This window comes from Peribacillus simplex (assembly GCF_001578185.1).
In the GTDB taxonomy this organism is placed as follows: domain Bacteria; phylum Bacillota; class Bacilli; order Bacillales; family DSM-1321; genus Peribacillus; species Peribacillus simplex_A.
The window spans coordinates 2,170,622-2,194,326 of sequence record NZ_CP011008.1 but is presented as its reverse complement, the minus strand read 5'-3'; the positions used below and the strand labels follow the sequence as shown (position 1 = coordinate 2,194,326).

Below are 23,705 nucleotides of genomic sequence, written 5' to 3'. Positions count from 1 at the left end.
CTGATTTGTTTCAACTCAAGAGCCTCACATGCTTTATCATATCTCATACCATCAACAATAATCGCTATTACTTTATTTGACATGGACTAACACCTCTTCTTGCCAAAGCTGTGGTAATTTCTTTGCTGTTTCTTCCCAAGCTTTGTAATCTTCAATAGGTTTTGCATTTTTGTACTGTTCTTCTGGAACCATTTTTTCAGCTACTTCTTTCGGTAGTTCTACATCGCGAATTGGACGGGCAAATCCTTTAGCTAAGTTAATTTGTCCTTCATCGCTTAAGATATATTCTCTAGTTGCCATCGCCGCATGCGGATGCTTTGCATTTTTGTTAATAATAGTTGCGTAGCCGCTTACGACTGAACCTTCACTTGGAATGGTTACATCAAATTGATCGCGGTTAATTTGGTCAGCGTAACCTAGAGCATTGAAATCCCAAACAAGGGCAACTTCCACTTCCCCTTTTTCGATGTTAGCCGGCTTGGCATCAGTTAAGCTAAGGCGTCCTTGCTTGGCAAGCTTAGCAAAATAGTCAATTCCTGGTTGGATATTTGTTTCATCACCACCGTAAGCCTTAGCCGCAGCTAGAACGGCCATTTGGTTCTGTGTACCACGCTGAACATCTCCAACTGTTACTTTATAATCTCCTTTTAATATGTCATCCCATGATTTTGGCGGGTTATCTACTAATTCTTTATTAGTAAAGAATGCAATCGTTCCTTGGTAGCCAACAACCCAATCTCCATTGTCATCTTTTGCCCAGTCAGGTACCTCGTCCCAATAGGAAGTTTTATATGGCATCGTTAATTCTTTTTTTTCCGCGATTGGCCCAAAGGAAATCCCTACATCGCCGATATCAGCTGTTGCATTCTCTCCTTCAGATTCCATTTTGGCAATCTCTTCGGCACTGGATAAATCTGTATCGCTGTGTTCCAACGTATATTTTTTCATCACATCATTCCACGTTTCTCCCCAGTTAGCCCATGAATCAGGCATACCGACACTATTAATTGTCCCCTCTTCTTTTGCCTTTGTTTCAATATCTTTCAGGGTTAGTGAGTTTGGATCTTTAACAACTGGAGCAGCCTGCTCTTCAGGCGCTCCACAAGCAGATAATCCTAGTACACTCACTCCTAACATCACAGCTTGAATAGACTTATAACAGTTCTTCTTGAATGTGTAATTCATAAAAAGGGCCTCCATTTAGTGTGGAATCTTTAATGTTTATTACTTTTTATTACGGTTTCATCATAGTTCGATAATATTAATCCCACATTAATCAAATATTAAGGTTTTGTAAAACCACTTTTTATTCGTCAAATTCATCAGCTTTTATTTTCATAATCATCCAGAAAAAATCCTCAACAACAGTACGAAAATTGGGTAAAGTAAAAGCAAATCTATAATAGGGGTCCTACCACATTCCCAACAAGCTAAGCGTGCCTAGAGTTAATTTAAAGTGTGTTCTCTTTATTTTGCTACAGTAATATTAAAATTGTGCATTAATAAGGATAAAACTCCTCCAACAAGTGACAATGTTGCCTAAACTTCCTCCCAATGACCCAAAGTTTAAATCTCTTTATTTGACGGAGGATTCTTTTAGATGCAATATCAAATTATTTTCCCAGATTTTACAACGTCTTATAAAAACAAAAACTAAAATTATCTTTAACCGAGTATGTATTGCTAAAGAACATGGACTTTCTTTTGACTATCTTACCTTTGCAAGTTAGCGTATACGGGAGTTCGTTTGGAAGAAATTCTTGCTCTAAAGTGGTCAACCCTTGACTTCATAAAAAACTAAGAATCACAAAAACTTATTACAATCGAACAAATTAAGCATATGAAGATTGAAAAAGCACATCACTCCACACAGTTTTAGACATACCCACACATCTCTTCTCATTGAAGTGGTGCAGGTATAAAGTTAGATATGAGAGAGATTAGGACATTCAGACGTAAATACAACAATGAACATCTACGCACATATGACAAAAAATATTGAAGAAAAGACCCTTCATAAGTTCAGTGAACTTATGAAAGGTCTTTTCTAAATAGTGAAAGTTAGCAAAATGTTAGCATTCCACTCTCATCTTACTCCAAAATCCAGTGATACCAAAGGTTCTAGGCGATGATTACATCATAATCAAAGAAAACAGGGCTAAAAAATCTTATCATATAAACACTTTCTAAAAATTCCTCACCAATAATCTTTAATAACTTTAAAATTACACGAGGACAAAGCCGAGGACAAATTAAAGGGTCTGGTATTACGATGAAGTATTTAAACATGGCTGTTTTCACATACTTTGTTGCTATTTACCAGGTAGTGAGTCGTGGTTGATTTCCCCTCCAGATGCTCGCTTTCCTTGGTGCGGGCGGTGAGCCTCCTCGGCGTAAACGCGTGGGGTCTCAACTGTCCCGCTGCTCCCGCAGGAGTCTCGCACTTCCGCTCCAATCAATCTTAAATAGTTTCGTTTTAAAAACAAAAATCTTTACGAAAAGAGCCTTAAACATTAATAAAAATCAAAGAGCCTAAGCTTCTTTGATCTTTATATATATAAATAATCTTCTTCATTAAGCAAGTTTTTGTAGCCTCCGAAACAAGAAATCGTTTGTAAGCCTCTTCACCCTTTCGCCCTTTAGGTGCAATCAATAATGCTTATTACAGTCTTATGCTACCTCATTCTAAATCAAGCATGGCCTTTGTCAAAAAAAGCTTGCAAATTTAATCCCTAAAAGGGAGAAACCGGTATCGGTTCTCAGCATCCCCATTATGAAAGCTTTTGTCCTATTTATGATTCGTTGATCCTATGCCCTTAATTTTTGTTTTTACATGTATGTTTATTTTTGATTTTGCCAGAGTGTTCCCCCAGTCTTCTTGTACTTTTTTCCACTCTTGATAAGAGTAAGCTCTTGCATACAGACCAAGCCCTAAAGGGTCAATTTGAGCCTTTTGTATTTTTTGAATTAATTGATTGGTTTCATTCTCAAGCTCATTTGTAATGATTTTTTCTAGCTTTGCATAATCTTTTTGGACATCGAATGGAAAGAGTTGTTCGGAAATCGAGATTTGTAAATCTACATTTATATCAAATACAAAGCGTCCATTGAACTTTACTTTCTTCTTTACTTTCAAATCTGAAATGGCGAAGCTGATGTATTGTTTGCCTTTATTGGCGGATTCCATAGAAACAGGAATGGTTATGGAATAATCACCTTTTTGATTACCATCTAAAATATTTAATAATTGATTTTCATCAGGTGTTATTGTTATTTTATATTGGCCGGACTGAGCTAGCAATGCGGAGCCTGTTAGCTCGATTCTTTTTTTCTTTTTGATTTGGGTGATCCACGCCGTTCTCCCTTTGTCCTTCATTTGTCTGTGGAAATCCTGGAGGGACGTGTCTTTCACAATATTTCTCTTGGAGGCAGCATCAATTAAACTTGTTAAATATAGAGATAGCCGCGGTTTATCGGTTGGTTTATTGAAAATAACATCTGCAACAGATCCATCTACAGCGACAACACCTGCGGTTACTGTATTTTTAGGATCTCTGAAGAAAGGATCGAGATAGTCAAACCAATCCTTCTTTTTAAGCAGTCGTTTTCCCACCAAAAACAATTGCGTTTTACTTCCTGATGTTAATCCTATTACCCTCGCATCAAATTTTTCTCTTGAATGTCGGAGGGTATATGATTTAACTTCATACACTTCTTCCTTTTCTTTTGCCTCTTTACTAAATATCGGGCTTGACATATACACTAATAAATTATCCTCTTCATCTAAATCGAGGCCTAAAATAAGTGAGACGCTAACTTCCTCTATTGGTGTAGCATCCATACATCCAGAGAGTATCATTACAAGGATTAAAAGACACAATCCTATTTTTCGGCTCATGAAAATCTCCTCCGTGAAAATTTCTCATATCCCCAACTGTAAATCCATAAAAAAACGGGAAACACATATGCTACCGCAATCCCGGCATTCGAAGCCCATTTTTGCCAGGTTGTTACTTGTATCCATGTTGGTTGAACAAAAAATGTGGCCACGACGAGTAAACCTAACAAAACGGGCACATATGAACTATGATCCTGCTTATTCATTAATTGACTGAAACTAAAGACTGTACAGTACATGTACAAGATCCAGGCTCTTGAGGAAAAAAGGATCAAAATATTCAATATAACCACGTCAAGACGCTCAATAAACGGGAATTCAATCACTTTGAGCATACTTAGGACAGGCTGATTAAAATCGGTAATGCTATCCGGACTAAAGAACACAAAACAGCTAATGGTTACAAAGAGATAAAAGAACATCGATAAGGTGTTGGCAATAATAATTCCATGAATGGCATATTGCTTTTTCTTTAAGAAAGGATAAAAGAAAAAGACAAGCTCAAACCCTAGGAACGAATAAATGATCGGCGGCAGGGTAGCTGAAATTGACTTCCAACCAACTTTAAACAATGGAAGTAAATTCAAGAGACTTCCATCTTTTAATGGAAGCAAAAGAACTACCGGGAGCCACATCGTCATATAGAAAATCAATTCATTATATCTTCCAATAACACGGAGACCATTCCTGACTATAAATAATACCGGGATTGAAAATAACAACACAATTAAGTAATCAGGTGTATTGGGAAGAAACCATGCTTTTATAAAAAGAAAAGTGTTAATAAATATGATCAAAGAAAAGCTTAAAGTGTATCCAAGAATAATGAAAATAGCCACTTTACCTAGTATTTTTCCAAAAAATCGGATAAGAAGATCGTAAAGCGTGTCATTTGGGTACCTCTCAGCCGTTTTCACCATAATAATACTGGCAGCAACACTTAATATCCAACCAATGATGAGGCCCATCCAGCCGTCTGTTCCACCCTTTTCGGCAATAACTCTAGGAAGCGACAAAAAACCGACCCCTATTTGGGTCCCAACAATTAAAAAAGTATATTGCAGGATGGTGATTTCATTATGAGTGTATTTTTTCATTTTCCTCACCTTATCTTTTAGGCTTTCCCTGACGATTGGATTGAATGTTCCTTACACTTTTTGGCCTTGTAATCATTTTCCATAAAGGGAAACGAATAAATGAGTCCTTCATATCTGCAAACCGGAAAGGAGCTAATGGGCTTGCATACGGAGTTCCCAGCGATTCAAGACTAATTAAATGGGCAATCAACGTCATGGCACCAATCATGATTCCGACACTTCCAAACATGACTGCTAATAACATCATTGGAAATCGCAGCATTCGGATAGCCGTCCCCATGTCATAATTTGGAATTATAAATGAGCCGATTGCCGTTGCAGAAACGATAATCACCATAATATTGCTTACTATACCTGCCTGAACAGCTGCCTGTCCGATCACAATTCCTCCCACAATTCCAACCGTTTGGCCTATTGGAGCCGGAAGACGAACGCCTGCTTCTCTCATCATTTCAATGGTAACTTCCATCAGGAGTGCTTCTATGATTGGCGGAAAGGGAACAACCACCCGTGATTCGGCTATGGATAAAAAAAGCTTTAAAGGAATGACTTCGTAATTATAGGATATGACAGCTACATATGTTGAAGGTAGAAATAATGTGATCATAAAAGCGAAAAAGCGCAACAACCGTATCAATGATGCAGCTAACCAGCGTGTGCTGTAATCATCAATACTCTGAAGAAAAGACATTAATGTTACCGGAGCAATTAAAACAGATGGCGAGCGATCGACGATAACGGCAAATCGACCTTGAAGAATTTGTGAAGCTGTTGCGTCCGGCCTCTCGGTTAATATAAACTGAGGAAACGGGGAATATGGGTTATCTTCAATGAGTTCAGATAGTTCACCAGTATTAATTATCACGTCCATTTGAATTTGTTTGATTCTGTCTTCAAGTTCCTGCAGTACTTCTTCACTAGCAACATCTCCCAAATAAACGATAAAGACCTTTGACTTTCCGCGAACACCCACTGTAAGTTCCTTTATGATCAATTCTCGGTTAGGAATATACCTTCGCAACATTGCTACATTCTGACTTCCGGTCTCTACAAATCCCTGGTGGGCACCTTTCAGTGATGTTTCTAACTTCGGATCTTCAATCGCTCTTTGTGGCCATCCTTTTGTATCCAAAAGAAACGCTTTAGTTTCCCCTTGGATGAATAAGGCGCTGTCACCTGCAAAAAGTGCATTTTCAATGGATTTCCATGAATGGACTTCTTCAACATCCCCTACAGTTGTTGGCAATCCATTCTTTGGGTCGAAAGAGGATTGCGTCATGGCACTTAGAACATTTCTGCTTATTGAATTTTTATCTGTTAAACCATCTACGTATACTAAAGCTGCCTTTGTTCCCTTTCCGGCGAATTCGAAGTGGCGAATCACCAGATCCGGAGCATGGTGAAACATCTGCTGAAGTACTTGTATATTCATCGATAAATCAGGATACAGCGGATAATGATCTATCGAACTAAGTTTTTCTGAATGAACATTTTGGTTTGTTTGCTGGTATTTAGAATAACGTTTCCTTTTAAATAAACCGGAGAAAAAAATATGAAACGCCCCCCTTTCTCTCAGATTTATCATTTCTCCCATAAGAAGAAATATACTCTATGCTGTAAAAAAATTAGACTATGACGGAAGCAAGTAAAACGTTCACCAGTTTGGAACAAAATGGAGTTTAACTTCAAAATTGTAAATTAAACACCTATAAGAATAAAGAAAGCCTAGGATCCTTGTTATGTAAGGAAGTAGGCTTTCTTTTATTTCAGTTATTTTTTGGCTTTTCTCTATTTTTTAAATGGAATTCGGGGTTCTTCGTCTTGATATATGGAATAAGTCGTTACTGCGCTTTCCATTTCAGAGTATTGTTCATTACTGCAAGCAAACAGATAGGTTTGTATATCAGTACGGACACATACTCCAAAATAGTAGGGGAACATTCAACCTTTATTTTTATCCATGTTTGCATCAATAGCAATAATATTCTCTTTTTCTGCTAACTTTTTAAACTCTTTACTCTCAACTGTTTTCTGCACCATTTTTCTTAAAATAGCCTGTTCACTTTCGGACGGTTCATACGCTTTTTCAAAAATAAACCATCTTCCAAATAAAAACAAATTAATCCCTATACTGATTATCAATACTGTAAATAAAATCTTATTCTTCATATATCCCCATCCCTATACCTTTGTCTTTCTCGATGTCCCCACCTACTGTAATTCATTTAAACGACTTAAACTCTCTTCTTTATTAAAGGCTGTTTTCACATACTTTGTTGCTATTTACCAGGTAGTGAGTTGTGGTTGATTTCCCCTCCAGATGCTCGCTTTCCGCGGGGCGGGCGGTGAGCCTCCTCGGCGTAAACGCCTGTGGGGTCTCACCTGTCCCGTTGCTCCCGCAGGAGTCTCGCACTTCCGCTCCATTCAACCTTAAATAGTTTCGTTTTAAAAACAACAATCTTTACGAAAAGAGCCATATTAAAAGAACTATGCCAACGATAATCATATTGATCCAATATACGGTAATGGTTAATAATCAAATTTTGTTGCAAACGAAAATCCCCTCTATACTCGATTTCTTTCCACCATATCTTACCATCCATTGTTTTTTCTTTAGGCGTACCACCATTTTTACAAACAATTAACTGAACAAAATCATGTTCGGACAAGTTTCATTTTTTCTGATATTAAATTAATGAGTTCTTCTTTTTCCATATATGCTAAATACGCCTTTTTGAATAAAAAGCAAGGGTCGGTGCCCTTTTGTTCAAGAAATCTGGTACTCCGTACATATCTTCTAAAAAGAGGACTTATCAACTTTTCTTAACTCTGCTCTTCTTATTTTATAAAAAAGAAGGTGAGGAATGCTCTGCATTCCTCACCTTCTATTCTTGCTATTGCTTTGGCTCCAGTCCGATCAGGCGCAGGAAGTATTCCAGACCTTTTTTGCCAATTTTTTCTTTTGGCTGTTTATCGGCAGGTGCATCCGGTCCTTTCGTTAAGAAGTTTTTCTCAACTAAGCGAATGTCCGTTTCGTCTACCACACCGTCTTGATTGATATCTTGCGGCACGATGGATTTATCCTTCATACCATATGCATCCACAACACTCTGGATATCGAGGATATCAACCATTTTGTCGCCATTCACATCGCCTGCAAGACTTCTCTGACCAATTCTTAAAAATTGCCCTCGTAGCTCTCCATTTGCATCATATCCAGGAATGAATTTCTTCATCACTTTAAGATGCCCCGGAACATCGAAAACAGCTGTATATACTTGATCGGAAGCAGGAATATCATTGACTGTGAATTTTCCACTCTTATCAATTGTTCCTGGATATTTTTTACCACTTCTAGAGAGAGCGTATACTTGTGCTCCTATTTTTGAGTAATCCGCTTTTTTCAAAAATACTGCTCCTGATTCATATATCAAAAATGCTTCCGGCAAGATGGATCCCAGCAACTGTGTATGTGTAGGAATTAATTTAAGATCTTCAGTGCCGTAAAAAGGAATAGCAGTGTCTGCTGTTTGTCCGGATTTCTTATAAGACCCTTTCTTTACCTCAAATCCAGGAATTTCATCGTAAACTTCATCATTCGATACTTTAAACGTTACATCGAGGAACGGCATGTCTCCATCCAGTCCTCTGAATGCATTTCCAGTAATGGAAGCACCGATTTTCAAACTATTATTGAATGTACCTTCCGTCACAACAGGTTTATCTAGTGATACCTGTAAGCCTTTTTCCTTTGCATATTGTTTGACTGCATTGTTCAGCTTCACATTCGAAAACTTGAAGAAGTCTTTGTAGTACTCTACATTAAATTCTCCCGAGACAAGCTGCTTCACATTATTAAGGCTTAGTGTCATCGTAAAGCTATCGTCGACTTTTAACTCTTTCTTGTTATAACTGGAAGTCGTATATTCCGTTCCTTCTTTCATGAAGTAATACTTTTGGTAACCAACTGCCGTTGCAGTATCCCACGTTCTCAACCACAATCTCATAGGTTGTTTTGCAATATCACTTTCCTCAATACCTAACTTCACATCTCCATTCGCTTGAATCGGGAAGAACCCAGCCATATATCCAGAGGCACCTGTATAGTAAGCCATAGTGTTGGACGATTGATCGATGTCCAACCCTTTAGATTGTAATAGATCCACTGTCTCATCCTTAGCTGTTCCATGCAGCCACACCGCTTTTTGGCCATCTTCTACTGTAAACAAAGAATCATTGATTTCGATTACACCCGATTTTATATCCATGTTGACTTCTGGTGCTGTATTGTCCACGATAAGTGGATTGTCTACCACATATGTTTTCCCTTCCTCATCGTGTGCAATCAGTTCCAGTATATAGTCGCCTGCTGGAAGCTTTATAGGAATATCACTGATTGGCTGGGACGGATCATTTGTAAATGGTAAGACCGTACCGCTGAACGCACCTGTAAGATACACTTCTCTATCTATTGGAAAGTTAGTGTTCGCTGTCCCTATGAACCCTACAGATTTTCCTGTTTTACTGTCTTTTACAAGCACATCCATGGTTGTCATTGGACTGTTCAACTTCATGATGAAATGGATTCTTGTGTCATTAAGTTCCCAGAAAGGTGTTGTATTTGTCACGGATGGTCTAGTCGCTTTGACATAATCAAATCCTTTTTCCGTCGCCATGACAGCAAATGGAATTTGATAGGTTTCGTCTGGATTGTTGGTATTGGTCACATGAATGTACCCTTCATATCTTCCTGCCGAAGCGCTGGTTGGAATCGTTATTTTTGGCAGGAGCTCCTCTATTTGGCCGCCTCCCACTGTAATCGATGAAGGCACCGCCACTTTTACACCGTTCTTCACTGCATCTTGAATGCCTTTTCGCTCACCGTGATACTCCACTTCTAGTTTAAAAGATTTCTCTTCCTGGCTGTTGTTTTGAACCGTCACCTTTTTGCTTGCATCAATTGGTTCATTACCTTTTTTATAATATCTGCCGAATACGATAGAACCTGTTTGTTCGTCAATTTCTACGACGTTTCCATTTTCGATATTTTTTGTCTTATCCCATACTTTGATGGATGTATCTGTATGAACCGCTTGATAGGCATCGATTCGTCCTGCACCCACTTCGTATACAGAATTATTCCCTTTTAAATCATTCGATGTATTCATGAGTGCCGCTTTTACATCGAAAGGAGTGTATTCCGGATTCTCCTGCAAAATCAATGCTGCTGCTCCTGCCACGTGTGGCGTAGCCATCGATGTACCCGACATGCGTACATAGGCATTCCCGTAATTAATGCCGTCCTGCGGATCGTTGATGAATTCCGGTGTCGTAGAGAATATCGACACACCTGGAGCGACTACATCCGGCTTAATATCATAATTTCCATTTACCGGTCCACGTGAACTGAAATCTGCTAAATGATCGCCTTCCGTTTTTGTGTTATTTAACGTTTCAAATGTGAAAGAACCTTCGCCCATCCCCTTTAAACGCTCACCATCCGCTTTTGACAGGCGGAATGAAGGGATTAACCCGACGGCCTCACCCAAGTAGGCAGGTATTTGCCCGTCAACATTGTTATACACAATCACTGATTTAGCCCCAGCTTTTTTGGCGTTTTTGATTTTTTCATCAAACGCAATTTCTCCGCGCTGAATCAACGCAATTTTCCCGCTGACATCTTTCCCAGCAAAATCAGATGCTTTACCAAGTCCCGCAAATACAATTGGTAAGGATTTTCCTTGCAATTCTTCTAATCGATCAGAAAAATCTTTGCCTAGCAGCTGCATATTTTCAAATTTCTCGTCGGAAGCGCTTCCATTAAAGGCAGGAATGGACATGGAAGCATCGCTTGCACCTACTGATATGCCAAGAGCCGCTGTTCCCGGAGAACCAAGAGTTTTTTCGTTAGGTCCGGCGTTACCTGCAGCAACGACGGTCACCAAGCCTGTAAGCATGGCGTTATTTACTGCGACAGAAGTGGCGTATAAAGGATCGTTAGTCTGCGCGCCAAGCGACATATTGATGACGTCCATGCCATCTTCAATCGCTTTATCGATACCAGCGAGAATTCCTTCAGTATATCCCCCTCCCCAAGGCCCCAATACTCTATACGCATATAAATCTACTTCAGGTGCTACCCCTTTCACAGCATAATCCACATTGTTTTTCTTTTGGGCTGCAATCGTCCCTGCGACATGTGACCCATGGTTTGTGTAATACACATAGCCTGGGTCTTCCGGCTTGCCAGCATTAATCCAATCCTCGTAGGTCGTTTCCATTGGATCGACATCATTATCTACAAAATCATATCCGCCTTTATAAGCTTCTTTTAAGTCAGGATGATTGTAGTCAATACCTGTATCAAGAACACCGACTTTAATTCCCTTGCCGGTAATGTTCTCGGCATAAAGCTTGTCCACGCCAATTTGCGGAATACTGTCTGCCATTTTCGGCTCGATGGCTTCTTTCGATTTTACAGGTGGTTCCACTTTCACTTCGTAATCTTTAAAAATACGTTTAACTACTCCAGATTGCAGCAAATCCTTAACTGCCACACCAGGCAGTGTCATCGCTACACCGTTGATGGCGTTTTTATACTCTCTTGTGATCTTTACATCTTCCACTTTGTAATTAGTCACGTTTTTCTGTAATTTCAATGATTGCACATGCTGTTTAAAATCTTTATGAGCTTTTTCCACTTTCTCATTCGCATCTTCAGAAGATAGTTTCTTTCCTTTCGCCGCTTTTTTCATCACTTCTATTTTGGCTGGCGCCTGCTCAAATTCGACAATGACTTTGACTAATTCCGGACTATTTGCATTAATATCCGGAGAAATCGTAAAGTTTGGAGTGGCATCCAATTGCTCTAATGCCTTTCTTTGTTCCGCAGACAGGCTCTTTAGAATTTCTTCCGCATGATCAACTGGATTCAACTCAAACGGGCTTTTCGCCATTACATTATACGGGGCGCCTTGAGATAATAACATGCCAACAACTAAGGTCCCTGTAAGAATCTTACTGATTTTTTTCCTCTTCATACCGCATCCCCTTATCCTATATAACTATTTTCTCACTAAACATTTGTTCTTCATAAACAATTCATTTAAAGATGATGAATCTAGTAAACTAAGATTTAATATACCGTTTAACATTTCTACTTTTCTGAAAATTAATCATTAGATGTAATTTTTCATCTATTGGTTCTAGATCCATATATAACTTAAGATTTATTCCAGATCTGTTATTAAAGAAGAATAATCAAGGTACTGAACAGTTCTTTTAACTTTTTAAGTGATTACGATTTATGAAAATGGAACAAGTTGATTCAACGGCATAACTGACTGCCTGTGAACGGCTTTTCACATTCAGCTTTTTGAAAATCTTATTGATGTGAATTTTGACGTCTTATCACTGATAAATAAGGCTTCAGCGATTTCTTGGTTACTAAGACCTTTGGTCAACTCAAGCAACATTTCTTTTTCTCGCTTAGTCAGAATATTTTCGTTCGGCTCTGATTTCGTTTGCTGGTGATGATACGTTATCAGCTTTTTGGTCATGCGAGGATGAATAACCGAATCCCCTTTTGACGTCATTGTGGAATTAGGTCCTCAACATTAGAAGTGCGGACCATGTCAGGTGTGTTACAGAAATTCATTTTGTAATATCATTCATAGAGCCTCAATGATTACTGAGATTCCTTGTCCTCCTCCAATACAGAGGGAGGCTAGTCCATACTTCTTTCCTCGATTCCTTAACTCCAGGGCCAATGAATATATAATTCTAGCTCCACTAGCCCCAACTGGATGACCTAATGCGATTGCTCCACCATTGACGTTAACTTTTTCCCGTTTCAATCCAAGCTCTCTCTCTACTGCAAGATACTGGGCAGAGAATGCTTCATTGATTTCGAACAAATCGATATCTTCAATATTGAGTCCGACTTTCCGTAAGGCTAATTGACTAGCAGGAACTGGTCCAATGCCCATAATATTTGGGTCTACCCCCGCAATCCCCCAGGATATGATTCTTGCCAATGGCTTCACATTGTGATTGGTTTGAAGGAAGGATTCACTTCCAAGTATTAAGGCAGCTGCCCCATCATTAATACCACTGGCATTACCTGCCGTTACGGTCCCATCCTTTTTAAAGGTTGGTTTCAGTTTCGCTAATCCTTCAATTGAAGTATTATGGCGAATATGTTCGTCTTCTAAAATGGTTATTTCCTTTCCTTTTTTTGTGAATATCGTGACCGGGGAAATCTCTTGTTGAAATCGTCCCGTCAGTTGGGCTTTTGCTGACTTTTGGTGTGATTGGACAGCTAAACTATCTTGATCGTCTCGGGTTAGTTCATATTTTTCAGCAAGAGTTTCCGCTGTTAATCCCATCCCACACCCTATATACTCATCGCTCAAAGTCGCCCAAAGCATGTCGTCCATTTGTGGAGACTGTAAACCCGTACCAAAGCGGACATCTCGTAATACGTGAGGAGATTGGCTCATATTTTCGGTTCCCAAGGCTAGGGCAACTTCAGCATCCTTTAAAATAATCGACTGAGCTGCCGATACAACCGCTTGCAATCCAGAACCGCATAAACGATTGAGAGTTAAAGCGGGGCTCTCGATTGGAATCCCAGCTTTCAAAGCAATATGCCTGGAAAGGTAGGAGGCATTTTTCGAAGTATGTATCACATTCCCAGCAAAAACATGCTCAACCTCTTCAACTGAAATATTACTTTTTTCAATGGCTCCTTTACTTGCTATCACTCCAAGATCGATGGCAGAAACATCCTTTAATACCCCACCAAAACTCCCGAATGGCGTCCTAGCTCCACCTAAAATATAAACATGACCCATAATTCATTCTCCTTTATTGAAGATTGTTTGATTCGATTTGATGGATGGAAAACACCTTTTCCATTTCTTTATTTTACGTTCTAATTTTATACCGTTATTGGTACATGATATTAATTAACGGTATATTGTTAAGGTAATATATTAGGCTATACCCGGTATCCCTTTTCTCTTCTTAATGAAAAGCCTTCCTTTTCCTATCTATTTTCATCATAAATGTTGAATAATTGTTGGATTGCGAGTGTGGGAGAAGTATGGCCGTTAAGAAGTAACCCTTCCATTTTAGAAATGTTCTTTTTCATCGATGGATTACCATAAAATCTCGCCTTTAATTGGGCCTCTATCATAGAATGAAACCAGTCAATCATTTGTTCTTTTCTTCTTTTTCCAAAAAACCCAGTCCTACTGGTAACTTGTTTATATTCCTGAATGACCTTCCAAATGTGAGATACTCCTTCATCCGTTAAGGCAGACACAGTAAATGCTTTTGTTTCCCAACCCTCGGTGATTGGCTGTAAGAAATGCAGGAGACGATTGTATTCCATCTTTGCATTCAGGGCAGCTTGTTTGTTTTCGCCATCCGCTTTATTAATGAAAATAGCATCAGCTAATTCCATCACCCCTTTTTTCATTCCTTGTAGCTCACCCCCTGCACCAGTCAGCATAATAACTAGGAAAAAATCCACCATGGACCGGACGGTTATTTCATTTTGGCCGACTCCGACGGTTTCCACGATTATTACGTCATACCCTGCTGCCTCACAAATAAGAAGGGTTTCACGGCTTTTTCTAGTGACCCCTCCTAACGTGCCACTTGATGGTGACGGTCGAACATATGCATGTGGGTGGCGAGAAAGATGTTCCATTCGTGTTTTGTCACCTAGAATACTTCCTCTAGATACACTGCTAGTTGGGTCAACGGCTAATACCGCTACACGGTGATTTTGCTCACAGAGCATCATACCAAAGGATTCAATTAACGTGCTCTTACCAGCCCCAGGAACCCCTGTAATGCCGATTCGAATTGATTTTCCTGTATATGGAATCAGTTCTTTTAGCACCTTTTGTGCCATTTCCATGTGTTTGGGTAAATTGCTTTCAACTAAGGTGATCGCTTGAGCAATAATTGCACGATTTCCATTCATCACACCCTGCACATATTCATCAACCGTAAGGTGTCTTCGTCTTGGCGATATTTTTTCTGTCATTTAAGTAACCAATCCGAGACGACGATTTAATTCTTCTATCACCTGTTGTGCGGCAATCGGGATAACCGTTCCTGGTCCAAATATGGCAGCTGCTCCTTTTTCTATTAAGTAACTGTAATCTTGAGCAGGAATAACACCGCCAATCACGACGGCAATATCTTCACGGCCTAAACGCTTCAGCTGTTCCACGACTTGAGGAAGTAATGTTTTATGACCAGCAGCAAGAGAGCTCATCCCTAGAACATGTACATCATTTTCCACGGCTTGTAAGGCTGCTTCCTCTGGGGTTTGGAATAAGGGACCAATATCAACATCAAAACCAAGGTCTGCAAATGCAGTCGAAATCACTTTAGCTCCGCGGTCATGTCCGTCCTGTCCCATCTTTGCAATCATAATTCGAGGGCGGCGGCCTTCATTCTCTTCAAATTGATCGGACATTTCACGGACAATTTTCACTTGTTCCTCTTCCCCAAACTCTGTACTATACACTCCGCTAATCGAACGAATTACTGCTTTATGTCTCCCTACTACTTGTTCGTATGCATTCGAAATTTCTCCTAGGCTCGCTCTAGCGCGAGCTGCATTTACCGCTAGCTCTAAGAGGTTTCCTTCTCCAGTTTCAGCCGCTTTTGTAATCCCTTGAAGTGCTGCTTCTACCTTTGCTTTATCCCTTTCTGCCCGGAGTTGCTCTAAGCGGCGAATTTGCGCTTCACGGACAGCAGTATTATCAATATCTAATATCTCAAGAGGGTCCTCTTTTTCTAAACGGTATTTATTCACTCCAATGATCGATTCTTTACCAGAATCAATATGCGCTTGTCTTCTAGCAGCGGCTTCTTCAATTCTCATCTTTGGCAGTCCTGTTTCAATGGCTTTTGCCATTCCACCAAGTGCTTCGATTTCTTCAATATGTTCCCAGGCTTTTTCAAGTAATTCAGCCGTAAGTGACTCCACGTAATAGGAGCCGCCCCATGGATCTAATACGTTGGTTATCCCCGTTTCATCCTGTAGGTATAGTTGGGTATTTCGAGCTATTCGGGCAGAAAAATCGGTCGGTAACGCAATCGCCTCATCCAGTGCGTTCGTATGTAGGGATTGTGTATGACCAAGAGCAGCAGCCATCGCTTCAATACAGGTACGTGAAACATTATTGAATGGGTCTTGCTCTGTTAAGCTCCATCCAGATGTTTGCGAGTGGGTTCGAAGTGCTAACGACTTTTCATTTTTCGGGTAAAACCTTTTCATTAGTTTCGCCCAAATTAAACGAGCTGCGCGCATTTTAGCCACTTCCATATAGTAATTCATTCCGATTGCCCAGAAGAAGGAAAGTCGTGGAGCAAATCGATCAATATCAATCCCTGCTTTTAAACCCGTTTTGACATATTCTAATCCATCTGCAAGGGTATAGCCCAACTCTATATCGGCCGTAGCCCCCGCTTCTTGCATATGATAACCGGAGATGCTAATGGAATTAAATTTCGGCATATGCTGGGACGTGTATTCAAAGATATCTGCTATAATTTTCATTGACGATTCTGGAGGAAAGATGTACGTATTACGAACCATATATTCTTTTAAAATATCATTTTGTATTGTTCCAGAAAGCTTCTCTTGGGGAACTCCTTGTTCTTCAGCTGCCACGATGTAAAAAGCCATAATTGGCAGGACAGCTCCGTTCATCGTCATCGAAACAGACATTTGGTCCAATGGGATTCCATCAAATAAAATCTTCATGTCTAGAATGGAATCAACGGCAACGCCGGCTTTTCCCACATCGCCTACGACTCTAGGATGATCCGAATCATACCCACGATGTGTGGCTAAATCAAAGGCGATCGAAAGCCCTTTTTGTCCTGCAGCTAAGTTTCTGCGGTAAAACGCATTACTTTCTTCCGCTGTAGAAAAGCCAGCATATTGACGAACCGTCCAAGGTTGTGATTTATACATAGCTGGGTAGGGACCTCGAAAGAATGGTGCGATTCCCGCCACATAATCTAAATGATTCATTCCTTGTGTGTCCATATTTGTGTAAAGCGGCTTTACATCAATTTTTTCATAAGTCGGAACTGTTAATTCTTCAAAAGACTTTCCAGAAAGTTTTTCTGCTTGTTTACGCCACTCGCTATATTCTGCTATTCTTTCATCCTTATATTTTACTTGGCTGAAATCTGGTTTTGTCATAATGCAGCAACTCCTTTCTTATCTAGAAGTTGACTTAGCACGTCATAGCAATTTGAGCCAGCATGAGCAAATTCAGCTATTCCAGCCTCTTTAAATCTTATTTCATCGACTTCGCTAGGCTTTCCTGCTAATAATACGGTTATTTGTGCATCCGCTTTTTTAATAGACCTTGCAAGTGGAATCGCTGTTTGTTGGTAGTCTTCATCTTTTCCACAAATGATGACAATACCGGCGTTTGAAGCAATAGCTGCATCTGCTGCTTCTTTTGCAGAAGTAAATCCATTGTTTTGAATAACATCGAAACCGCCTACTTCAAAAAATCCTGCAGCAAAATCTGCTCGCACTTTATGATCTGAAATAGGTCCTAGGTTCGCTAGAAAAACTTTTGGACGATTACCTGCCTTTTCTGCATTTTCATTGATGGTTTGACGGAGTTGTTCAAACTGAATGGCACCTCTCGTAGGACGGATTGCTTTAACGCTGACAACAGATTCAGACCTTCTACCTGTTGCTTCTGCAATTTCACCTAACGATGCACCTTGTTTCGCTACCTGAATCGACGCTTCTGTTTTATTGGGAATTGCAGCTAAGCTTGCAACCGGTCTATGTGCTCGACCTTTAACCTTATTGATATGATCATCAATTTGAGACGCCTCATCAATAGCTAACCAATCTATTCCTTTTTCTTCAATATTCACATACATATTTGTCCCAACAAATATATCCTTTCGACTTGCAATGTTCCCTACCCGCTTTGAAGCTGTTTGTTGAACCAAATTTTGTGGGAATTCTTTTATTAACGACTGGAAAATCCCACCTTTTCGCTCTGTTTCCTGGAAGAGTCCCCATGTCTTTTTGGCAACCTCATTTGTCAGTACTTCTACGTACCATGAGCCACCGGCTGGATCGATTGTCCTCGCAATATGAGCTTCTTCTTTTAAAATAATGGAGGCATTCCGTGCAATTCGTCGTGAAAAAGCGGTAGACTTTTGAATCGCTTCATCAAAGCAACTAACATGAATGCTGTCAGCTCCACCGACTGCTGCAGAAAATGCTTCTGTTGTAGCACGCAGCATATTCACATAGAGATCAAAAACAGTTTTTGTCCATGCAGATGTTCGTGCATGCATCGTCATCTTCTGGGCTTCTTCATTCCCACCAAAGGTTTCTACAATTCTTGCCCAAAGAGTTCTTGCGGCACGAAGTTTGGCAATTTCCATAAAATAACCGGAACCGATTGAGAACGAAAAACGGATACTGCTGGCGGCTTTATTTATATCAATTCCTTGGGAAGTTAGTGCCTGTAGATATTCGACACCTGTTGATAAGGAAAAAGCTAATTCTTCAACCGTACTACTTCCACCGTCATGATAGACATTTCCATGGATTAGAACCGTTTGTAAATGGGGGGTATTCTCATTTGCCCATTTTGTTATGTCGGCCATCCATGTATAACAATCTTCCAACTCGTAAGCCAATGCTCCACTTTCTACCAGTTCTGCGAGTGGATCCATTCCTATACACCCATGTAATTCCTCCACTTGTCGTCCGGACTGTTCTAGATGAGCGATAATCAGAGCTAGGATTGGCAATGAATTTGCCCCAGCACTAACGTGAAAAGGAACATTACCAAAGTCAATATCTTTTAGTGCACCGGCTACATCGGTTACCCCTGAAATCGATAGTCCCGCTTTCCCTACTTCTGAGGTAGCTTCATTCGCATTTATTCCACGTTTCGTTGGTGTATCAAGGACGATATTTAATGAGGTTTGCCCCTTGCTAAGGTCATGCCGTGCTACTTTATTAAAAGAAGTGGGTATTCCAACATTGATTTCCTGATTGATTTCCCATCCATTTATAAGCGTTTTAGTGCCGCGAGTAAAAGGGGCCATACCTGGCAAAGACTGCAGAAAAGGAAGAGTGGCGGCATCCTCCTTTCGATACATCGGCTGAAGTAAAATTCCTTCATAAGTTTCTGTAATAAGTCTTTTTTCAAAAGAAGCTCCTTTTAAAGATTGTTCTGTTAGATCACGCCACTGTTCATAACTTGGGATCTCAAATTCTGAAAATTGGTCCACTATTTTTTTATCCATTTTAAGTTGCGCTAAGCATCAATCCCTATGCTATCGCTCTCTCCCTTCTATACCATCTCAATTTACGCTAGGTTTTTTTTCATTTGTCGTCTTTAGATGTTTTTCTTCTATTAATATAGGTAGTTCATAATCTATTAAAGAAAAGGTTTATAAAGGGATATTTCCATGCCTTTTCTTAGGTAATGCTTTCTTCTTGTTTTTTAGCATTTCCAATGCACTAGCGATACTTTTTCTTGTATCCCTCGGGTCAATTACATCATCAACAATGCCATTAGCTGATGCGACGTAAGGATTGGCAAACCGTTCGCGGTATTCGTTGATTTTTTCTTGCCTAAAGGCCTCCGGATCTGTACTTTCATTAATCTCTTTTGCAAAAATGATATTGGCCGCCCCGGATGGTCCCATAACCGCAATTTCCGCACTAGGCCAAGCAAATACTAAGTCTGCCCCGGTTGCTTTACTGTTTAGGGCAACGTAAGCCCCACCATATGCTTTTCGAAGAATCACTGTAATTTTGGGAACCAAAGCTTCCGAATAGGCATATAAAATTTTCGCTCCATGCCGGATAATCCCGCCATGCTCTTGTTGAATTCCTGGGATAAAGCCACTCACGTCTTCAAATGTAATTAATGGAATCTTAAAGCAATCACAGAATCGGATGAAGCGAGCACATTTGTCAGATGAATCAATATCAAGACCACCAGCCATCATCTTCGGATTATTTGCGATTATACCGACTGTATCGCCGTTTATACGGCCAAAGCCAACGACAATGTTTTTAGCGAATTTAGGCTGGACTTCCATGAAATCTTGATCATCAACAATTAAATGAATCACCTTACGCACATCATAAACCTTCGTTCCATCAATCGGGACAACATCAAGAAGTTCATCGATTCTTTCATCTAAAGGAACTTTATTTACTGGCTCTTTGTAAGGTGGATTTTCTTCATAGTTTGATGGCAAGTAGCCAATTAATCTCCTGACTTCGTTTAATACGTCTTCTTCCGTTGGTCCAGTAAAATGGGCATTTCCACTTATTGTGGAATGAACGGACGCACCACCTAAATCCTCACTATTAATCTTTGCTCCCGTTACCGACTCAATTACCTTTGGACCTGTAATAAACATTTGACTAGTTTTTTCTACCATGAAAACGAAATCTGTAATCGCAGGAGAATAAACAGCCCCCCCGGCACAAGGTCCCATAATCACGGAAATTTGTGGAATTACTCCTGAATAAATGGAGTTTCGATAGAAAATGTGTCCATATCCATCTAGTGATAAAACACCTTCTTGTATTCGTGCTCCACCTGAGTCATTTAACCCGATTATAGGTGCTCCATTTTCTGCAGCTAAATCCATGATTTTGGTAATCTTTGTCGCATGCATTTCGCCAAGGGCTCCGCCGAAAACAGTAAAATCTTGAGCAAAAAGGAAAATAAGGCACCCATCGACCTTACCGTATCCTGTAACAACCCCTTCTCCTGGAGCCTCCCCAGATCCATATTCAAGGCCGCGATTTTCAATAAATGGGTTTATTTCAACGAATGTCCCTTCATCCACTAATAGTTCGATTCGCTCTCTAGCAGTAAGCTTCCCGCGGTCATGCTGGGCATCAATCCGTGCATAACCGCCCCCCAGCTTCACTTTTTCCCGTCGTTCTTCCATGATCTCGATTTTATCGAACATATCCATGCTGTGGTTCCTCTCCTATCAGTATTTAAATTTTATTGTTTATGCTGTTTTTACGAGGAACAAGGGCTGGCCATATTCAACAACCTGACCATTTTCCACAAAGATTTCAACAATTTCACCACTAACTTCCGCTTCAAGCTCATTCATAAGCTTCATGGCTTCCACAATACATAACACTGTGTCTTCTTTTATTTGATCTCCCACTCTTACATAGGCATCAGAATCAGGTGATGGAGCCGTATAAAATGTTCCCACCATTGGGGAAGTAATTTTATGAATCGATGTGTCATCAGCAATTGTCGCCGCTGGTGCTTGTATTTCTTCCTGCTTTTGAACGGGTGCCGCTTCCACTTTCACAGGTGAGACAGCAATATTTGCTGGGACTTGCGTTTCTCCGATAAGCGCTGTTTGTCCGACATTCATTTGTTTACTAATCGTTATTTGGTGATCATTTTCACCTTTAATCGTTAATTCTCCAATTGAAGAACGGTCCACCGCTCGAATTAATTCTTTAATGTCATTCATTTTAAACATGAGGAAACACTCCTTCTACAATTTAATTTCTATCATTTTTTCTTTACTCATTTCCGATTTTTTAGGATCTATGAAATCTCCACACATAGGTTCAGTCCCGATTATCTGGCCATTCTAATCAATACTTTAAAAAATTGTTTTTCCAAATCCATTACCTCTTCTCTTCACTAAATGAACTAGTGCCACTGAATACTTCAAATCACCACTAGTTACTTAGTGGAAACCGTTAGATCATTCATCTCTAAAAATTTCGTGTTGAAATTACCAGCTATAAAATCCGGATGTTCTAATAAGCGAAGGTGGAAAGCGATTGTTGTATCAATTCCTTCAATGACGAACTCGCTTAAGGCTCGCTTCATCCTTGCAATTGCTTCTTCACGAGTTTTTCCATGTACGATTAATTTGGCAATCATCGAATCATAAAATGGTGAGATCGTATATTCTGGATAAACTGCGCTATCGACTCGGATTCCAAATCCACCCGGAGGTAGGTATAATCCAATTTTCCCAGGGGATGGCATAAATTTTTTATCAGGATTTTCTGCATTAATCCGGCATTCGATCGACCAACCATTGATATGAATATCTTCTTGTTTGACAGATAGCCTATGACCTGAGGCAACAAGTAATTGTTCTTTGATTAAGTCTACTCCTGTTATAAGTTCTGTAACTGGGTGTTCAACTTGAATACGAGTATTCATTTCCATAAAGTAAAAATTTTTATGTTTATCTAGTAAAAATTCAATGGTACCTGCCCCTGAATATTGTACTGCCTTCGCGGCTTTTAATGCCGCCTCTCCCATTTTAGTTCTTAGTTCTTCATCAAGTGCAGGGGATGGCGCTTCTTCAATTAGCTTTTGATGGCGTCTCTGGATTGAGCAATCACGTTCCCCTAAGTGCACGACATTGCCAAAGGAATCACCCATAATTTGGATTTCAATGTGTCGAGGCTCTTCAATGTACTTTTCTAAATAAACACCTGCATTACCAAAAGCTGTAGCTGCTTCTTGCTGCGCCATTGAAATCGCTTTTTTTAACTCTTCCTCGCATTTAGCAACCCTCATCCCTTTTCCACCACCACCGGCAGTGGCTTTAACAATAACGGGATACCCGATACGTCTTGCTGTAAAAACAGCTTCATCAATATCTTCAATAATCCCATCCGTACCTGGGACAATTGGTACGCCAGCGTATTCCATCGTTTCTCTCGCTACCGCTTTCGCCCCCATCTTACTGATGGCCTCAGGTGATGGCCCAATAAAAATGATATCGTTTTCAATACATAAATTAGCAAATTCTGCACTTTCCGCTAAAAATCCATAGCCGGGATGGATAGCATCTGCATGTGAAATTTCAGCAACAATTAATAAATTGGTCATATTCAAGTAGCTCTTAGATGATAGGTGTGGTCCAATGCAATAGGCTTCATCTGCTAGACGTACATGCAAAGCTTCATGGTCTGCTTCAGAATATACAGCGACCGTAGATATCCCCATTTCCTTACACGCCCTAATCACACGGACAGCAATTTCTCCTCGATTAGCAATAAGAACCTTTTTAAACATATACGAATTCCTTTCCAAAAGCTTATTATTGTCTATCAATCACTCTATTGATAGGAGATCTTTATTGAGAAGAGATGCACTTATTAATCAGGAGTAATAACATGTTCTTATTTAAGAATTTACCAGTTTTTTTGAATTTCTTTCGCTAGAAGCGGAATCACCTCAAACAAATTCCCCCACAATACCGTAGTCCGCTACTTGAAAGATAGGTGTTTCGGAATCTTGTTAATCGCAACGACAACTTTAGAGTTAGACACCCCGACTTCGCCTGTATTTCACCCACAACAACGTTGTCAGCTTTTTTCTCTACCACTTTGCCAACAAACCTCCTTTTCTCTTGAAAGCCATAACTGCCAATGATTTGCAAAAAAGCGAGCGGAACAGGAATACCAGCATCCTTAGCTGACTCCAAGCTGTAGAAAATCATCCCCTATTGCAATCGCCAATTCTTTTATTTTTCCTTTTTCCACTGCCATGCGGTAAGGCTCTAACTATGCCCAAGCAAATCTTTCACGTTTGACAAGCCCATTTGCTTCTTTTTAATAGATTACATTCCTGTTTTCGTTAATATTGAGTTTT

The 23,705-nt window shown here is 39.9% G+C and carries 13 protein-coding genes and 3 pseudogenes; 1 reads left to right on the top strand and 15 read right to left on the bottom strand.

Features of this window, described 5'->3' with window-relative positions; genetic code table 11:
* Nucleotides 1–72: 72 nt before the first annotated feature.
* Nucleotides 73–1,185 (bottom strand): ABC transporter substrate-binding protein, encoded by a 1,113-nt coding sequence (locus UP17_RS10270; RefSeq protein WP_061462922.1) that lies wholly within the window; start codon nucleotides 1,183–1,185, stop codon nucleotides 73–75.
* A gap of 662 nt (nucleotides 1,186–1,847) precedes the next feature.
* On the opposite strand from UP17_RS10270, the pseudogene UP17_RS29510 reads away from it, so the two are divergent.
* Nucleotides 1,848–2,051, top strand: a pseudogene (locus tag UP17_RS29510) (tyrosine-type recombinase/integrase); the annotation flags it as partial.
* A gap of 737 nt (nucleotides 2,052–2,788) precedes the next feature.
* Here the strand turns inward: UP17_RS29510 and UP17_RS10265 are convergent.
* The 14 genes and pseudogenes from UP17_RS10265 to accC form a co-directional block, all read right to left on the bottom strand.
* The gene (locus UP17_RS10265; protein WP_061462921.1) at nucleotides 2,789–3,898 is read right to left on the bottom strand and encodes a Ger(x)C family spore germination protein; all 1,110 of its coding nucleotides are present in this window, start codon (nucleotides 3,896–3,898) and stop codon (nucleotides 2,789–2,791) included.
* Nucleotides 3,895–4,995 carry a GerAB/ArcD/ProY family transporter gene (locus UP17_RS10260; protein ID WP_061462920.1) on the bottom strand — a complete coding sequence of 367 codons (1,101 nt, stop codon included), beginning with the start codon at nucleotides 4,993–4,995 and terminating at the stop codon, nucleotides 3,895–3,897. The genes UP17_RS10265 and UP17_RS10260 overlap by 4 nt, the downstream gene beginning before the upstream one ends.
* A 10-nt stretch (nucleotides 4,996–5,005) precedes the next feature.
* Complete coding sequence (locus UP17_RS10255; protein WP_061466053.1) at nucleotides 5,006–6,580, bottom strand: spore germination protein; 1,575 nt, start codon at nucleotides 6,578–6,580, stop codon at nucleotides 5,006–5,008.
* A 356-nt stretch (nucleotides 6,581–6,936) separates the two neighbouring features.
* The gene (locus tag UP17_RS10250; RefSeq protein ID WP_081108786.1) at nucleotides 6,937–7,164 is read right to left on the bottom strand and encodes a hypothetical protein; all 228 of its coding nucleotides are present in this window, start codon (nucleotides 7,162–7,164) and stop codon (nucleotides 6,937–6,939) included.
* 209 nt (nucleotides 7,165–7,373) lie between these two features.
* Nucleotides 7,374–7,610 (bottom strand): annotated as a pseudogene (locus tag UP17_RS28715) (hypothetical protein); the annotation flags it as partial.
* A 279-nt stretch (nucleotides 7,611–7,889) separates the two neighbouring features.
* Complete coding sequence (locus tag UP17_RS10240) at nucleotides 7,890–12,035, bottom strand: S8 family serine peptidase (RefSeq protein WP_061462918.1); 4,146 nt, start codon at nucleotides 12,033–12,035, stop codon at nucleotides 7,890–7,892.
* Between the two features lie 264 nt (nucleotides 12,036–12,299).
* A pseudogene (locus UP17_RS10235) lies at nucleotides 12,300–12,590 on the bottom strand (response regulator transcription factor); the annotation flags it as partial.
* A gap of 75 nt (nucleotides 12,591–12,665) precedes the next feature.
* Complete coding sequence (locus tag UP17_RS10230) at nucleotides 12,666–13,850, bottom strand: acetyl-CoA C-acetyltransferase (protein WP_061462917.1); 1,185 nt, start codon at nucleotides 13,848–13,850, stop codon at nucleotides 12,666–12,668.
* A gap of 194 nt (nucleotides 13,851–14,044) precedes the next feature.
* The gene (meaB, locus tag UP17_RS10225; protein WP_061462916.1) at nucleotides 14,045–15,055 is read right to left on the bottom strand and encodes a methylmalonyl Co-A mutase-associated GTPase MeaB; all 1,011 of its coding nucleotides are present in this window, start codon (nucleotides 15,053–15,055) and stop codon (nucleotides 14,045–14,047) included.
* A complete protein-coding gene (scpA, locus tag UP17_RS10220) occupies nucleotides 15,056–17,236 on the bottom strand; it encodes a methylmalonyl-CoA mutase (RefSeq protein ID WP_061462915.1) in 2,181 nt (726 codons plus the stop codon).
* Nucleotides 17,233–19,314 (bottom strand): methylmalonyl-CoA mutase family protein, encoded by a 2,082-nt coding sequence (locus tag UP17_RS10215; protein WP_167555980.1) that lies wholly within the window; start codon nucleotides 19,312–19,314, stop codon nucleotides 17,233–17,235. The genes scpA and UP17_RS10215 overlap by 4 nt, the downstream gene beginning before the upstream one ends.
* 162 nt (nucleotides 19,315–19,476) lie before the next feature.
* Entirely contained in the window at nucleotides 19,477–21,027 is a 1,551-nt protein-coding gene (locus tag UP17_RS10210) for an acyl-CoA carboxylase subunit beta (RefSeq protein WP_061462913.1), read from the bottom strand.
* 39 nt (nucleotides 21,028–21,066) lie between these two features.
* Nucleotides 21,067–21,561: an acetyl-CoA carboxylase biotin carboxyl carrier protein gene (gene accB, locus UP17_RS10205; protein WP_061462912.1), complete on the bottom strand. Its 495-nt coding sequence runs from the start codon at nucleotides 21,559–21,561 to the stop codon at nucleotides 21,067–21,069.
* Nucleotides 21,562–21,770: 209 nt separating this feature from the next.
* The gene (gene accC, locus UP17_RS10200; protein ID WP_061462911.1) at nucleotides 21,771–23,126 is read right to left on the bottom strand and encodes an acetyl-CoA carboxylase biotin carboxylase subunit; all 1,356 of its coding nucleotides are present in this window, start codon (nucleotides 23,124–23,126) and stop codon (nucleotides 21,771–21,773) included.
* Nucleotides 23,127–23,705 lie beyond the last annotated feature (579 nt).

Coding starts and splice junctions, on each gene's coding strand:
- UP17_RS10210 (WP_061462913.1), bottom strand. CDS start 21,027: ATGGATATGTTCGATAAAATCGAGATCATGGAAGAACGACGGGAAAAA.
- scpA (WP_061462915.1), bottom strand. CDS start 17,236: ATGACAAAACCAGATTTCAGCCAAGTAAAATATAAGGATGAAAGAATA.
- UP17_RS10230 (WP_061462917.1), bottom strand. CDS start 13,850: ATGGGTCATGTTTATATTTTAGGTGGAGCTAGGACGCCATTCGGGAGT.
- accC (WP_061462911.1), bottom strand. CDS start 23,126: ATGTTTAAAAAGGTTCTTATTGCTAATCGAGGAGAAATTGCTGTCCGT.
- UP17_RS10240 (WP_061462918.1), bottom strand. CDS start 12,035: ATGAAGAGGAAAAAAATCAGTAAGATTCTTACAGGGACCTTAGTTGTT.
- accB (WP_061462912.1), bottom strand. CDS start 21,561: ATGTTTAAAATGAATGACATTAAAGAATTAATTCGAGCGGTGGACCGT.
- UP17_RS10250 (WP_081108786.1), bottom strand. CDS start 7,164: ATGAAGAATAAGATTTTATTTACAGTATTGATAATCAGTATAGGGATT.
- UP17_RS10255 (WP_061466053.1), bottom strand. CDS start 6,580: ATGATAAATCTGAGAGAAAGGGGGGCGTTTCATATTTTTTTCTCCGGT.
- UP17_RS10260 (WP_061462920.1), bottom strand. CDS start 4,995: ATGAAAAAATACACTCATAATGAAATCACCATCCTGCAATATACTTTT.
- meaB (WP_061462916.1), bottom strand. CDS start 15,055: ATGACAGAAAAAATATCGCCAAGACGAAGACACCTTACGGTTGATGAA.
- UP17_RS10265 (WP_061462921.1), bottom strand. CDS start 3,898: ATGAGCCGAAAAATAGGATTGTGTCTTTTAATCCTTGTAATGATACTC.
- UP17_RS10270 (WP_061462922.1), bottom strand. CDS start 1,185: ATGAATTACACATTCAAGAAGAACTGTTATAAGTCTATTCAAGCTGTG.